At 67.3% G+C, this 13,604-nt stretch carries 11 protein-coding genes; 3 read left to right on the top strand and 8 right to left on the bottom strand.

The features are described 5' to 3' along the window. Positions 1-42: 42 nt before the first annotated feature. Positions 43-915 (bottom strand): squalene/phytoene synthase family protein, encoded by an 873-nt coding sequence (locus FZ938_RS01830; RefSeq protein WP_149196998.1) that lies wholly within the window; start codon positions 913-915, stop codon positions 43-45. 123 nt (positions 916-1,038) lie between these two features. On the opposite strand from FZ938_RS01830, the gene FZ938_RS01825 reads away from it, so the two are divergent. Then, on the top strand, positions 1,039-1,893 hold the full coding sequence (locus FZ938_RS01825; RefSeq protein ID WP_149196997.1) for a phytoene/squalene synthase family protein: 855 nt from the start codon (positions 1,039-1,041) through the stop codon (positions 1,891-1,893). A 22-nt stretch (positions 1,894-1,915) separates the two neighbouring features. On the opposite strand, the gene trmFO is transcribed toward FZ938_RS01825, so the two are convergent. The 7 genes from trmFO to FZ938_RS01790 form a co-directional block, all read right to left on the bottom strand. Next, on the bottom strand, positions 1,916-3,259 hold the full coding sequence (gene trmFO / locus FZ938_RS01820) for a methylenetetrahydrofolate--tRNA-(uracil(54)-C(5))-methyltransferase (FADH(2)-oxidizing) TrmFO (protein ID WP_149196996.1): 1,344 nt from the start codon (positions 3,257-3,259) through the stop codon (positions 1,916-1,918). A 51-nt stretch (positions 3,260-3,310) separates the two neighbouring features. Further along, entirely contained in the window at positions 3,311-3,718 is a 408-nt protein-coding gene (locus FZ938_RS01815) for a nucleotidyltransferase substrate binding protein (RefSeq protein WP_149196995.1), read from the bottom strand. Next, a complete protein-coding gene (locus FZ938_RS01810; RefSeq protein WP_149196994.1) occupies positions 3,706-4,011 on the bottom strand; it encodes a nucleotidyltransferase family protein in 306 nt (101 codons plus the stop codon). The genes FZ938_RS01815 and FZ938_RS01810 overlap by 13 nt, the downstream gene beginning before the upstream one ends. Positions 4,012-4,160: 149 nt before the next feature. Continuing rightward, positions 4,161-4,355 (bottom strand): hypothetical protein, encoded by a 195-nt coding sequence (locus FZ938_RS01805; RefSeq protein ID WP_149196993.1) that lies wholly within the window; start codon positions 4,353-4,355, stop codon positions 4,161-4,163. Positions 4,356-4,417: 62 nt separating this feature from the next. Beyond that, on the bottom strand, positions 4,418-7,285 hold the full coding sequence (gene uvrA / locus FZ938_RS01800; RefSeq protein ID WP_149196992.1) for an excinuclease ABC subunit UvrA: 2,868 nt from the start codon (positions 7,283-7,285) through the stop codon (positions 4,418-4,420). Positions 7,286-7,443: 158 nt separating this feature from the next. Next, positions 7,444-9,051, bottom strand: coding sequence for a CYTH and CHAD domain-containing protein (locus FZ938_RS01795; protein WP_149196991.1), 1,608 nt, complete (start codon positions 9,049-9,051; stop codon positions 7,444-7,446). Positions 9,052-9,134: 83 nt separating this feature from the next. Then, positions 9,135-9,653 carry a SixA phosphatase family protein gene (locus tag FZ938_RS01790; protein ID WP_149196990.1) on the bottom strand — a complete coding sequence of 173 codons (519 nt, stop codon included), beginning with the start codon at positions 9,651-9,653 and terminating at the stop codon, positions 9,135-9,137. Positions 9,654-9,828: 175 nt separating this feature from the next. Between FZ938_RS01790 and FZ938_RS01785 the strand changes: the two genes are divergently transcribed. Continuing rightward, positions 9,829-11,976: an RNA degradosome polyphosphate kinase gene (locus FZ938_RS01785; RefSeq protein ID WP_149196989.1), complete on the top strand. Its 2,148-nt coding sequence runs from the start codon at positions 9,829-9,831 to the stop codon at positions 11,974-11,976. Positions 11,977-11,999: 23 nt separating this feature from the next. Further along, positions 12,000-13,592, top strand: coding sequence for a Ppx/GppA family phosphatase (locus FZ938_RS01780; protein WP_149196988.1), 1,593 nt, complete (start codon positions 12,000-12,002; stop codon positions 13,590-13,592). Positions 13,593-13,604: the final 12 nt, after the last annotated feature.

Raw genomic sequence — 13,604 nt, 5'->3', positions numbered from 1 at the left:
GACGTGCCTCTAGGGAAACGTCGCGACGTGTGGCCCCGGAGTTTATGCGGCGGAGAAGCTCCGCGCCAGCCCCCGCGCCACCGCGGCCAGCTTGTGGTGCGTGCCCAGCGTCACGCGCGCCTTCATCGGGTCACGGGCCTTCAGCCGGCGCGACAGCGATTCGGCGAGGCTGAGGATCACTGCCGCCTCCATCCGCAGGCCACGATGCTGGATCAGGCCGGGCAGGGCGGCGGCACGTTCCAGCAGCCGGTCGGTATGCTCCAGCGCCTGATCGAAGATGGCGCGGAGGCGGGCGTCGCTCTCGACCTCCACCAGACGTTCGACGCTGATTCCCGCCTCGTCGAACCAGCCAAGCGGGATGTAGCAGCGGCCGAGCTGGGTCCAGTCCTCCCGCGCGTCCTGCAGATGGTTCAGCACCTGCAGGGCGGAGCACAGCGCATCCGACGCCGGCCCGGCCGCCACGCCCTCGCCATGCAGATCCAGCAGATAGCGGCCGACCGGGTTGGCGGAGAAGCGGCAGTAGAGAAGCAGATCGCTCCAGCTGTGGCAGCGGGCACCGACGGAGTCGCGGCGGAAGGCGCGCAGGATCTGGCGGGCATGGCGGTCGCTGACGCCGGTCTTCTGCAGGCTCTCGCGCAACTCGGTGGCTGGCTTCAGATAGGCGTGTTTGGCTTGGCCGGAGGTCAGCGCCCGTTCCAGCGCCTCCAGATAGGCCAGCTTGGTCTCCGGTTCGAGATCCGGATCGTCGGCGATGTCGTCGGCCAGACGCACGAAGCGGTAGAAGGCGATCACATGCGGACGCAGGTGCTTCGGAATAAGGCGCGAGGCGACCGGGAAATTCTCACCCGTCTCGTCCTTGCGGGCGATCGGGCCGGTCTTGCGGGGTTTCGTCGGGGCGATGTTGAAATCCGTCATGGGATCCCTGCCTGCTGCGCGTCGGGGCTGGCGGTGCGACCGTGTGTGCTTCATATAGGCGTAGCAACAGGCTTTGGCCCGTCCTTCCAACGCTCCTCCCCTCTTTTTCCAATCGGGCATCCCATGGTGAAGGCTGCGACCGACCTGTCCTATTGCGGACGGGAGGTTCGGAAATATGACAACGACCACTTTCTGGCAGGTCTGTTCACCCCCGCCGACAGGCGCGAGGCGACTTTTGCGCTATACGCCTTCAACCTGGAGATCGCGAAAACGCGGGAGGTGGTCAGCGAACCGATCCTGGGCCAGATGAGACTTCAATTCTGGCGCGACGGCATCGAAGCCGTCTATGAGGATGGACCCGTACCCCGGCATGAGGTGATGGACCCGCTGGCGCAAGCCGCCCGTGGGCTGGAACTGAGCCGCGCCTTGTTCGACAAATTGATCGACGCGCGCGAAGCCGATCTGGACGACACCCCGCCGGCCGACCTGACCTGTCTCGTCAATTATGCCGAGGTGACGGGCGCGCCGCTGGTCCAGCTGGCCCTGGAGATCCTGGGCGTGCGGAACGCGGCGGCGATGGCGGCCGGCCGGCATATCGGCATCGCCTATGCCCTCGCCGGCATCCTGCGCGCCGTGCCCTTCCTGGCCCGCCAGAATCGGCAGCGCCTGCCGGAAGACCTGATGCAACGCCATGGCGCCAAGAGCGAGGACCTGTTCGCCGGCCGCTCGACGCCGCAACTGCGGCCGGTGGTGGGGGAGGTGGCCGAGGTCGCCCGCAAGCATCTGGCCGAGGCCCGCGTCCTGCGTCGCGAAGTGCCCAAGGCCGCCGTCCCGGCGCTGCTGCCGGCGACGCTCGCCGACCTGCATCTGGGCGTAATCGCGCGGGAGGGCAACGACGTGTTCGCCCCGCGCGTGATGCTGGCCAACCCGTTCCGTCAGCTTCGTCTGGGCTGGGCGGCGATGCGCGGGCGCTACTGACGCCCGCGCTTGCGGTTGCCTGTCAGCCCTTCAGCCAGCCGTCGAGATCGGCCAGCGCCCGGCGGGTATAGGCCAGCTTGCGGTCACGCCCGCGGATCTTGTCGTCCACCGGAGGGAAGAGGCCGAAATTGACGTTCATCGGCTGGTAGGTCTCCGCCTCCGCCCCGCCGGTGATGTGGCCGAGGATGGCGCCGAGCGCCGTGGTCACCGGCGGCGTGCTGATCTCCTGGCCCAGCCGTTCCGCCGCGGCGAAGCGGCCGGCGAGCAGGCCGACGGCGGCACTCTCCACATAGCCCTCGCAGCCGGTGACCTGCCCGGCGAAGCGCAGGCGGGGCAGCGACTTCAGCCGCAGGGCGCCGTCCAGAATGCGCGGGCTGTTCAGGAAGGTGTTGCGGTGCATGCCGCCCAGCCGCGCGAACTCGGCATTCTCCAGGCCGGGGATCATGCGGAAGATGCGGGCCTGTTCGGCATGGCGCAGCTTGGTCTGGAAGCCGACGAGGTTGTAGAGCGTGCCAAGTGCATTGTCCTGGCGCAACTGGACCACCGCATAGGGGCGTCGTTCCGGCTTGTGCGGGTTGGTCAGGCCGACCGGCTTCATCGGGCCGTAACGCAGGGTGTCGACACCGCGCTCCGCCATCACCTCGATCGGCAGGCAGCCCTCGAAGTAGGGGGTGTTCTTCTCCCACTCCTTGAAGTCCAGCTTCTCGCCCTCGATCAGTGCGGCGATGAAGGCGCGGTACTCGTCCTTCTCGAAGGCGCAGTTGATGTAGTCCTTGCCGGTGCCGCCGGGGCCGGGCTTGTCGTAGCGCGACTGGAACCACGCCTTCGACAGGTCGATGCTCTCCAGATAGACGATGGGGGCGATGGCGTCGAAGAAGGCCAGCGACTCCTCGCCGGTCTGGGTGCGCACAGCCTCGGCAAGGGCAGGCGAGGTGAGGGGGCCGGTGGCGACGATGACGCTGTCCCATTCCTCCGGCGGCAGGCCGGCGACCTCCTCGCGCTGTATGGTGATGAGGGGATGGGTGGAGACGGCCTCCGTCACCGCATCGGCGAAACCGTCGCGGTCCATGGCGAGCGCGCCGCCGGCCGGCACCTTGTGCGCGTCGGCGCAGCGCAGGATCAGCGAGCCGCAGCGCCGCATCTCCTCATGCAGCAGCCCCACCGCATTGTATTCGGCATCGTCCGACCGGAAGGAGTTGGAGCAGACCAGCTCCGCCAGCTTGTCGGTGTCGTGGGCCTCGGTCTTGCGGACCGGCCGCATCTCGTGCAGCACGACGGGCACGCCGCGGGAGGCGAGCTGCCAAGCGGCTTCCGAGCCGGCGAGACCGCCGCCGATGACATGGACGGGGCGAAGGGTGTCGGTCATTGGACTTTCCAGAACACTGTGCGATGAGCAGAGGGGCGAAGAGCAGGCGGATCAGGGGCGGGTTATGGCGCTCTGCATCGCCGAGATCCAGGATTCAATGAGCGCGGCGTGGGCGGGAAGGCGGGAAAACAGTTCCTCAGCCTTTTCTTCGTCGTAGGTGTGAACCGTCAGGTTCCGGTCATTCATCATCGCGAGGGCGAGTTCCGTCTGATCCTCGGTCAAGAATCCGGCGATCTGGCTTTCACGGACCATGGCTTTTGGGCTTGCCGAGTTTAGGCGTTCGGCCCCCATCTGGTCGGCGATTACCGACCTTGCGGCTTTCCACACCGTCTCCGTTGCCAGGGTGAAGCGCAGGATCGCAGAGTCGCGAACGACATCATCCACGGGGCGGGCGAGGACTTCCTGAAGCCGCGCCAGTGCTTGGCGCGCGATGTCGAGCTTCCGGGTTACCTTGTCCATTCAATCCCTTCCCGTTCTACCTCTTGCCGGAACTCCCGCCGGGCTGTCCGAAGATCCACCACATCGACGAAGTATGGAACAGTGCTCTCTTCCAACTCTTCGTTGATCTCCCCGATCAGACCGGGTGGTAGCGGCTCTAACGGGTCGATGGCCACGTCGATGTCGCTCCAATGACCGACATCCCCGCGGGCGCAGGAGCCGAACAGGTAGACGCGGGCAGGGTGCCCTGCCAATCGCTCAAAGACGATGCGCTTCACAGTGTCGAGGGCGCGCAGGCGTACCGGGTTCATCATTGCCGCAGTTTAACACAATTCGGGCCGGGATGCGGTCGCAGGAAAAGGCCGGCCCCCGCAAGGAAGGCCGGCTGCAAGTCGATCAGGAGTCAGTCAGAACATCGAACTGGGAAGAACATCGATCCAAAAACGTCAACCTCGGCGGAGGCTCACTCGCTCTTGGTCGTCGTGCTGCGTTCAATGGTGGTGGCGCCGGACGGGGCCGGGGTCACGGTGGTCGAACCATAGCCGGGGGTGGTGGTCGTGGTGGTCGTCGTGCTGGTGGTGGAGCCGTCGGAGCCACATGCGGCCAGCAGAAGCGCGGCCCCCAAGGCGGTGCCCACACCGGTCAGAATCGTCTTCATGCTCCTCATCTCCCATGCAGTGCTAACTCTGCAGGGGAGAACGCGGCGCAGCTTGCGTTTGTTCACGCCCTCTTTCGGGTTGCCGATTTCCGCACCGCCGGCTTCTCTTTAAGGTAGGGGGCGAGGTATCGTCCGGTATAGCTGCGCTCCACCTTCGCGACATCCTCCGGCGTGCCTTCGGCGACGATCTCGCCGCCGCCGGTGCCGCCCTCAGGTCCCAAATCGATGATCCAGTCGGCGGTCTTGATGACCTCCAGATTGTGCTCGATCACAAGCACCGTGTTGCCCTGGTCGACCAGCGCATGCAGCACCTCCATCAGCTTTTCGACGTCGGCAAAGTGCAGGCCGGTGGTCGGTTCGTCCAGGATGTACAGCGTGCGGCCGGTGGCGCGGCGGCTCAGTTCCTTCGACAGCTTGACGCGCTGCGCCTCGCCGCCCGACAGGGTGGTCGCCGCCTGCCCGATGTGGATGTAGCCGAGGCCGACGCGTTCCAGCGTGTCCATCTTGTCCCGGATGCCGGGCACCGCCTTGAAGAACTCCTTGCCTTCCTCGACCGTCATGTCCAGCACGTCGGCGATGGTCTTGTCGCGGTAGGTGACTTCCAGCGTTTCGCGGTTGTAGCGTTTGCCGTGACAGACGTCGCAGGTGACGTAAACGTCGGGCAGGAAGTGCATCTCGATCTTGATGACGCCGTCGCCCTGGCAGGCCTCGCAACGCCCGCCCTTGACGTTGAAGGAGAATCGGCCGGGGCCGTAGCCGCGCGCCTTCGATTCCGGCAGGCCAGCGAACCAGTCGCGGATCGGCGTGAAGGCGCCGGTGTAGGTCGCGGGGTTCGAGCGCGGGGTGCGGCCGATCGGCGACTGGTCGATGTCGATGACCTTGTCCAGATGCTCCAGCCCCAGCACCGCGTCATGGTCCGCCGGATGTTCGCGGGCGCCCATCAGCTTGCGCGCCACCGCCTTGTACAGCGTCTCGATGATCAGCGTCGACTTGCCGCCGCCCGACACGCCGGTCACGCAGGTGAAGGTGCCGAGCGGGATTTTGGTCGAGACGTTCTGCAGGTTGTTGGCGCGGGCGCCCTGCACCTCCAGGAACTGGCCGGGATGGCCGGGCCGGCGGGTGTCGGGCACCGGAACGAAGCGGGTGCCGTTCAGGTACTGGGCGGTGATGCTGTCGGGGTTCTTCTGGACTTCTTCCGGCCGACCCTGGGCGATGACGGTGCCGCCATGCTGGCCGGCGCCGGGACCCATGTCGACCAGATAGTCGGCGCTGCGGATCGCGTCCTCGTCATGCTCAACGACGATGACGGTGTTGCCGATGTCGCGCAGACGCTTCAACGTCTCCAGCAGACGGTCGTTGTCGCGCTGGTGCAGGCCGATCGACGGCTCGTCCAGCACATAGAGCACGCCGGTCAGGCCGGAACCGATCTGCGAGGCCAAGCGGATACGCTGGCTCTCGCCGCCCGACAGGGTGCCGGACCCGCGGCTGAGCGTCAGATACTCAAGCCCGACGGCGTTGAGGAATCCCAGCCGCTCGTTGATCTCCTTGAGGATGCGATAGGCGATCTCGCGGTCCTTCGGGCGCAGATGCTCGTTCAACTCGCTGAACCACGCACCGGCACCGGCGATGGACAGTTCCGCCGCCTCCGAGATGTTGCGGCCACGGATCTTGACCGCCAGCGCCTCCGGCTTCAGCCGCGCGCCCTTGCAGACTTCGCAGGGCTGGGAGGACTGGTACTTGGACAGCTCGTCGCGCGTCCAGGCGCTGTCCGTTTCGCGGTAGCGCCGCTCCAGATTGTTGACGATGCCCTCGAACGCCTTGTTGGTCTGGTAGCGCCGCAGCCCGTCGTCATAGGTCATGGTGATCGCCGACCCGCCCGAGCCGAACAGGATGGTCTGGCGGACCTTTTCCGGCAGATCCTGCCAGGGCGTGGTCATCGACGCGCCGAAATGCTCGCAGATGCTCTCCAGCGTCTGGTCGTAGTATTTCGAGGTCGATCCGGCCCACGGCGCGATTGCGCCCTTGGCCAGCGTCAGCCGCTCGTCCGGCACCACCAGCATCGGGTCGAAATAGATCTTGCTGCCCAACCCGTCGCAGGCCGGGCAGGCGCCGAACGGGTTGTTGAAGGAGAACAGCCGCGGCTCGATCTCCGGAATCGTGAAGCCGCTGACCGGGCAGGCGAATTTCTGCGAGAAGACGGTCAGCTCGTTGGTCTCGGCATTCTCGACCCAGACGATGCCGTCGGCCAACCCCAGCGCGGTCTCCAGCGAATCGGCCAGACGGTTGCCCAGCCCCTCGCGCACCACGATGCGGTCGACCACCACCTCGATGTCGTGCTTCAGCTTCTTGTTGAGCGCCGGCACCTCGTCGATCTCGTACATGGTGCCGTCGACCCGCACGCGCTGGAAGCCGCGCTTGCGCAGGTCCTGGATTTCCTTCTTGTACTCGCCCTTGCGGCCGCGCACGAAGGGCGCCAGCAGCAGCAGGCGTGTGCCCTCCGGCATCGCCATGATGCGGTCGACCATCTGGCTGACCGTCTGGCTTTCGATGGGCAGGCCGGTGGCCGGCGAATAGGGGATGCCGACGCGCGCCCACAAGAGGCGCATGTAGTCGTAGATCTCCGTCACCGTGCCGACGGTGGAGCGCGGATTCTTCGAGGTCGTCTTCTGTTCGATGGAAATGGCCGGCGACAGGCCCTCGATCGAATCGACGTCCGGCTTCTGCATCAGCTCCAGGAACTGGCGCGCGTAGGCCGACAGGCTCTCCACATAGCGCCGCTGCCCCTCGGCATAGATAGTGTCGAAGGCAAGCGACGACTTGCCCGACCCCGACAGGCCGGTGATGACGATCAGCTCGTCGCGCGGCAGATCCACATCGACGTTCTTCAGGTTATGTTCCCGCGCGCCGCGGACGCTGATGTACTTGTTCATGGAGTGTTCTTTTACCCGAAGCCTATCCGGATGGAAAGCGGCAAGGCGCCGCGACGCATGACAAAATCGGCCGGCCGGAACGCGGTGCCCCTTCGGCCGGCCGGCTGACGATATATGCGCTGGGCGCGCCATTGCCACCGGCGCCCGGCGCGGGTCGGTCATGACCAGAAGGGCGGCACCGCGCGGAAGCGCTTCCACAGATCCGGCAACGCCTTGCGCCGCTTGTCGGACTGGCGGTCGATCCAGGCGGCGACGGCGCCCACCGTCTTCGGGTCCGCCCCGGTCAACGAGCCCAGCATGCGGGCGCCGGTGACGGCGTCCTGATCGGCGTCCAGCGCCGCCTGCAAGGGCTCCAGCGCAGCGAAGAAAGGCAGAGTGGCGGCCTCCGGATAGAGCCCGCGGAAGAAGTCGGCGGTGTAGCGCAGCGTCCGCAGCCGGCGGCGCAGCTTGTCGCGTCCCTTGGCATCCTCCGGCGGCTTCGCCGACTTGCCGAGCTTCGCCATGCGCGCCGACAGCCAGCCGCCGGCCACCGTCGTGACCGGAGCCGACAGCGCGGCCCGGCGGTCGCCGTCCGCCTCCGACATCCAGCGGCCATGCTCCAGCCACGCGGCGAGCGCCAGGACCATGGTCGTGCAGCCCGGCGCCAGGATGGCCGCAACGGCTTCCCGCGCCGGCCCGGCGCCGGAGGTCCGGGCGAGTGCGGCCAGCCGCCTCAGTGCGGTGCGGTCGATGCCGGGCGCCGCCTTCGGATCGGCGAGAAGCGGGTCGATGATGCCGGACATCAGCACATCCCACCCGCGCGCCGGCCCCAGCCGCTTGGCCAGCGCACGGCTTTCCTCCACCAGCCGGTCGGCCTCGGGCGAGGCGACCAGCGGTGCGAAGAAGCGGTGTGCGATGCGCAGACGGCGCAAGGCCACGCGCATGCGGTGCAGCCCTTCCACATCGCCGCCCGCCAGCGCGCAGGATTCGTTGGCGAGGAACTGGCGCAACGCCTGCCGCAGGATGTGCCGATAGGCCTCCGCCACCGTTGTCAGCGGCGACAGGCCGAGCGGCTCGGCCTCCACCGGCCCCGGCGCCTTGCCGGTGACCAGCCGCAGCCCGGCCTCCGCCTTGCTTTCGGTCCCGATGCGCATGGGGATGGCGGCTTGCAGGGTCAGCGCCAGGTCGAACAGGCTGGCGACCTTGCCGGCCTTCAATTCCAACTCCACCTCGCCGACCGGCAGAGAGTTGCCGCCGGCATAGATGGCACCGTCGTCCACAGCCAGTTCGACCGCCGTCAGCGTATCGGGGCGAAGCAGCAGGGTGGTGCGGCGGAAATCGGTGATGAACAGGCAATCCAGCGCGTCGAGCGCCGCCGCCGGAACCAGCCCGGCGACAGCGGGATCGCTCAGCACGCCGATGTCGACCGCTTCGCCCGCGACGATCCATTCCCATTCCCGCCGCACCGCCACGGCGGCGGAATCGCCGGGGCTGGCGCTGTTCACGGTCTTCAGGGTCTGGATGAAGCGGTCGCCCTCCTGCCGCACGCGCAACGCCACCCCGTTCGCGGCCAGCTTCAGGTCGGGGGTATCGAAATAGGCGGTGCGCAGCCGCTGCGTCGCGGCCGGACCATCGGCCAGCGCCTGCAGCGCCGGAAGGGCGGCAACCCGCGCCAGATCCGCGGACGCGGCATGGAGCTTCAATTCCACCTCGCGGAAGGCGGCGGGGGGGGAGGTCTGCGCATCGGGGAGTGCGGACGGGCTGACGGGCGGAATGGCGGGTGGCAAGGGTCGGCATCCTCCCGTATCCGGCCGGGAACGGCCTGGAATGACTCAGGTGGTTCCGTGGATACTCCAACCGCCGCCGCAGGTTAAGAGAGTTTACGCGGCTGCACAAAATCCGCCAGCCGCCCCGCCCCCAGTTCTAGGTCGGCCCAATGCAGCGTTTCGAAGACGAGGACGGCGCAGGCGCCGGTCGGAAACTTGTCGGCCAGCGCATGGCGCAGCCCGTGGTCGCCGCTGCCGGTCAGGGCGTTGGCCAACTCGTGCAGGTCCGGATTGTGCGCCACCAACAACAGGCCGGTCGCCGAGTCCGGCGCATCGCGCAGCCGTTCCAGCAGCGTGTGGGCGCCGCACAGGTACAGTCCCCGCTCATGCTCCACCGGCGGGAAGGGCGCGCCGATGGCCGCCATCACGCGCTTGCGCGTTTCCACCGCCCGCACCGCGGTGGAACACAGCACGAGGTCGATGTGGGCATGATGCCTGGCCAGATGGCCGCCGACCAGAGTGGCCGCCTTCTCGCCGCGGGCGTTCAGCGGCCGGTCGTGGTCGCCCAGCGACGGATCGTCCCAGGAGGATTTCGCGTGGCGCAGCAGGAACAGCGTCTTCATGGCGGCAATCGGTCGCGGCAGGGGAGGGGGAGGGGGAGGTCGCAGCCTATAGCCAAATGGGAGTCCTGAAACCGTAACGCATATGGGATACTCTGTCTGCCCACCATATAACCGTCGTCGGCACCGCTGAAAGGCAGGCGCCGGCGCTCAGGGTTTCAAGATTTCAGAGGTCGACGTGACGCAACTCCAGGAACTCGATTCGGTCGGTATCGAGCCAAACGCTCCGGAACGCTTCATCAATCGGGAGCTGTCGTGGCTGGCCTTCAACCAGCGCGTCCTGGACGAGGCCGCCAACCCCCATCACCCGCTTCTGGAGCGGTTGCGCTTCCTGTCGATCTCTGCCAGCAACCTCGACGAATTCTACATGGTCCGCGTCGCCGGCCTGAAAGGGCAGGTGGCCGCCGGCGTGAAGGCGCCGAGCCCGGAGAATCTGACGCCCGCCCAGCAGCTGGCCGCGGTGAAGCAGCGCATCGCAGCGTTGATGGAAAGCCAGCAGACGATGTGGCGCACACTGAAGGGCGAACTGCGGGAGGCCGGGATTTCCGTGGTCGATCCCAAGGACCTCAGCGAGGGCGAGCTGGACTGGCTGGAAGCGAAGTTCCTGGACGACATCTTCCCGATCCTGACGCCCATCGCCGTCGATCCCGCCCACCCCTTCCCGTTCCTGCCCAATCTCGGATTCTCGCTGGCGCTGCAACTGCATGACCCGGTCAAGGGCCGGCACATCGACGCCCTGGTGCCGCTGCCCTCGCAGTTGGAGCGGTTCCTGCGCCTGCCCGGCTCGGACATCCGCTTCCTCCAGCTGGAAAAGGTGGTGATGCAGTTCATCGACCGCCTGTTCCCTCCGTTCCAGGTCAAGGCGCACGGCGTCTTCCGTGTCCTGCGCGACAGCGAGATCGAAATCGAGGAAGAGGCGGAGGATCTGGTCCGCACCTTCGAAAGCGCGTTGAAGCGCCGCCGCCGCGGCAGCGTCATCCGGCTCGCCACCGACAGCGGCATGGCGGCCGACCTGCGCGATTTCCTGCGCCATGAGCTGAACGTCGCGTCGGACGACGTCTTCATCCTAGATGGGTTGATCGGCCTGACCGACACCAAGCAGCTGATCGTCGACGAGCGGCCGGATCTGGTCTTCCGCCCGTTCAACGCCCGGTTCCCGGAACGCATCCGCGATTTCGGCGGCGACTGCTTCGCGGCGATCCGCCACAAGGACATCGTCGTCCACCACCCGTACGAATCCTTCGACGTGGTGGTGCAGTTCATCCGGCAGGCGGCGCGCGACCCGCAGGTGGTGGCGATCAAGCAGACGCTCTACCGCACCAGCAAGGACAGCCCCATCGTCGCCGCCCTGATCGAAGCGGCGGAGGCCGGCAAGTCGGTGACCGCGCTGGTCGAGTTGAAGGCCCGCTTCGACGAGGAGGCCAACATCCGCTGGGCGCGCGATCTGGAACGCGCCGGCGCCCAGGTGGTCTACGGCTTCGTCGACCTGAAGACCCACGCCAAGGTGTCGCTGGTGGTGCGGCGCGAGAAGAAGGCGTTGCGCAGCTACGTCCATTTCGGCACCGGCAACTATCACCCGATCACCGCGAAGGTCTACACCGACCTGTCCTTCTTCACCTGCGACCCGGCGCTGTGCCACGATGCCGCCGTCATGTTCAACTTCATGACCGGTTACGCGACGCCGAAGGTGCTGGAGAAGATCGCCATCGCGCCGATCACGCTGCGCCAGCGCCTGTTCGACCTGATCGAGGCGGAGATCGCCCATGCCGCCGCCGGCCGTCCGGCGTCGATCTGGGTGAAGCTGAATTCGCTGGTCGATCCGGTCATCATCGACAAGCTGTACAAGGCGTCGCAGGCCGGGGTGCAGATCGACATGATCATCCGCGGCATCTGCTGCCTGCGGCCGGGGGTGAAGGGGCTGTCGGAGAATATCCGGGTGCGCAGCATCGTCGGCCGCTTCCTGGAACATGGCCGCGTCATCTGCTTCGGCAACGGCCATCCCATGCCCAGCAACCAGGCCAAGGTGTTCATCTCCTCGGCCGACTGGATGACCCGCAACCTGGATCGCCGGATCGAAACGCTGGTTCCCATCGAAAACCCGACGGTGCATGAACAGGTGCTCGACCAGATCATGGTCGCGAACATGAAGGACGACGCAAGCACCTGGAAGCTGGGCCCCGATGGCGTGTACCATCGGATCAAGGCTGGCCCGGACGCGTTCAGCGCCCATAATTACTTCATGACCAACCCCAGCCTGTCCGGCCGGGGCAGCGCGCTCAGCAGCAAGCGCACGCCGCCGCGGCTCATGCTGCACGCGGTGTCCTGAGGGCGGGTGACGGGAGCGAGAGTATGAACAAGGACAAACGCGCGTCCGCCATCCCGGGCGACGTCGGGCAGGCGGGCGCCGGCGGATTCGGCATGGCTTCCGCCCCCGATCGCGGCCCCAATCAGGCCGGCGAGAATGCTGGCGAGCGCGTCGGCGTGATCGACATCGGTTCCAACTCGATCCGTCTGGTCGTCTATGACGGGCTGACCCGGTCACCGCTGGCCCTGTTCAACGAGAAGGTGCTGTGCGGCCTCGGCCGCGGTGTCGAGAAGTCCGGCGTGCTGAACCCCGATGGCGTCGCCCAGGGGCTGGTGGCGCTGGAGCGTTTCGCCACGCTGGCCCAGGGCATGCGCGTCGGGCGGCTGGACGTGATCGCCACCGCCGCCGTACGCGACGCCCGCGACGGTGCCGCCTTCGTCGATGCCATCCGCCGCCGGGCGGGCCTGACCGTCCGCGTCATCAGCGGCGAGGAAGAGGCGCGGCTGTCGGCCATGGGCGTGCTGTCCGGCACCCCCGGCGCCGACGGCCTTGTCGGCGATCTGGGCGGCGGCAGCCTGGAACTGGTGACGCTCGACCGCGGCGTGATCGGCAAACAGGTCACGCTGCCGCTCGGCCCGCTGCGGATGATGGAGGTGGGCTCGACCAAGGGCGGGCCCGTCAAGCTGATCGACCAGCATCTGGAATCGCTGCCCTGGCTGCCGGCGATGAAGGGGCGGCCCTTCTACCCGGTCGGTGGAAGCTGGCGCGCCATCGCCAAGCTGCATATGGAGCAGTCCGGCCACCCACTGCACATCATCCACCACTACACCATCCCCGCCGTCGACGCGCGGGAGTTCACCGGGCTCATCGGCCGGCAGAGCCGTTCGTCGCTGGAAAAGATGGCGGGGTCGCGCCGCCGGCTCGACACGCTGCCCTTGGCCGGGCTGGTGCTGGAACGGCTGCTGCGCATCGCCCAGCCGTCGAAGCTGGTCTTCTCCGCCTATGGCCTGCGTGAGGGGCATCTCTATTCGCTGCTCTCGCCGGAGGGACAGCGCGCGGATCCGCTGATGGCGTCCTCCGCCGATTGGGCGCGGCGCTTCGTGCGGATGGGCGATCCGGCCCTGCTGATGTCCTGGACCGCCGGGCTGTTCGCCGGGGAGGACGACAACGCCATCCGCCTGCGCCATGCCGCCTGCCTGCTGAGCGACGTTGGCTGGGCCGATCATCCCGATTACCGGGCGGAGCATGCCTTCCTGCGCGTGCTGCGTTATCCGTTTCCGGCGCTGGACCATGACGAACGGGCGTTCCTTGCGCTCGCCGTCCATGCCCGCTATTCCGGCACCATCGACGTGCCGCTGACCGCACCGGTGCGGACGCTGGTGACCGAAGGGCAGGGCATGAAGGCGCTGGTGCTGGGGTTGGCGCTCCGCCTCGCCCACACCTTGTCGGGCGGCGCCACGGCGCTGCTGGAGCGTACCAGCCTGAAGGTGGGCGACGGCCGGGTGGTGCTGACCCTGCCCGACGACGGCAGCGTCCCGTCGGGCGAAGCGGTCCAGCGCCGCATCGACGCGCTTGCCAGGGCGATGAATCTCAAAAGCGACGTGGTTCAGCCGCTGCGGCCGCAGGCGGCTGAATAGGGCAGGGCAGGT

The organism is Azospirillum oryzae, from assembly GCF_008364795.1.
Lineage (GTDB): Bacteria > Pseudomonadota > Alphaproteobacteria > Azospirillales > Azospirillaceae > Azospirillum > Azospirillum oryzae.
The sequence above is the reverse complement of the archived record's forward strand: the minus strand, read 5'-3'. Positions and strand labels throughout refer to the sequence as shown.

Excerpts from the sequence above, each read along its gene's own strand:
- FZ938_RS01810 (WP_149196994.1), bottom strand. The coding sequence starts at position 4,011 with ATGATGAACCCGGTACGCCTGCGCGCCCTCGACACTGTGAAGCGCATC.
- FZ938_RS01805 (WP_149196993.1), bottom strand. The coding sequence starts at position 4,355 with ATGAAGACGATTCTGACCGGTGTGGGCACCGCCTTGGGGGCCGCGCTT.
- FZ938_RS01825 (WP_149196997.1), top strand. The coding sequence starts at position 1,039 with ATGGTGAAGGCTGCGACCGACCTGTCCTATTGCGGACGGGAGGTTCGG.
- FZ938_RS01790 (WP_149196990.1), bottom strand. The coding sequence starts at position 9,653 with ATGAAGACGCTGTTCCTGCTGCGCCACGCGAAATCCTCCTGGGACGAT.
- FZ938_RS01780 (WP_149196988.1), top strand. The coding sequence starts at position 12,000 with ATGAACAAGGACAAACGCGCGTCCGCCATCCCGGGCGACGTCGGGCAG.
- uvrA (WP_149196992.1), bottom strand. The coding sequence starts at position 7,285 with ATGAACAAGTACATCAGCGTCCGCGGCGCGCGGGAACATAACCTGAAG.
- trmFO (WP_149196996.1), bottom strand. The coding sequence starts at position 3,259 with ATGACCGACACCCTTCGCCCCGTCCATGTCATCGGCGGCGGTCTCGCC.
- FZ938_RS01815 (WP_149196995.1), bottom strand. The coding sequence starts at position 3,718 with ATGGACAAGGTAACCCGGAAGCTCGACATCGCGCGCCAAGCACTGGCG.
- FZ938_RS01830 (WP_149196998.1), bottom strand. The coding sequence starts at position 915 with ATGACGGATTTCAACATCGCCCCGACGAAACCCCGCAAGACCGGCCCG.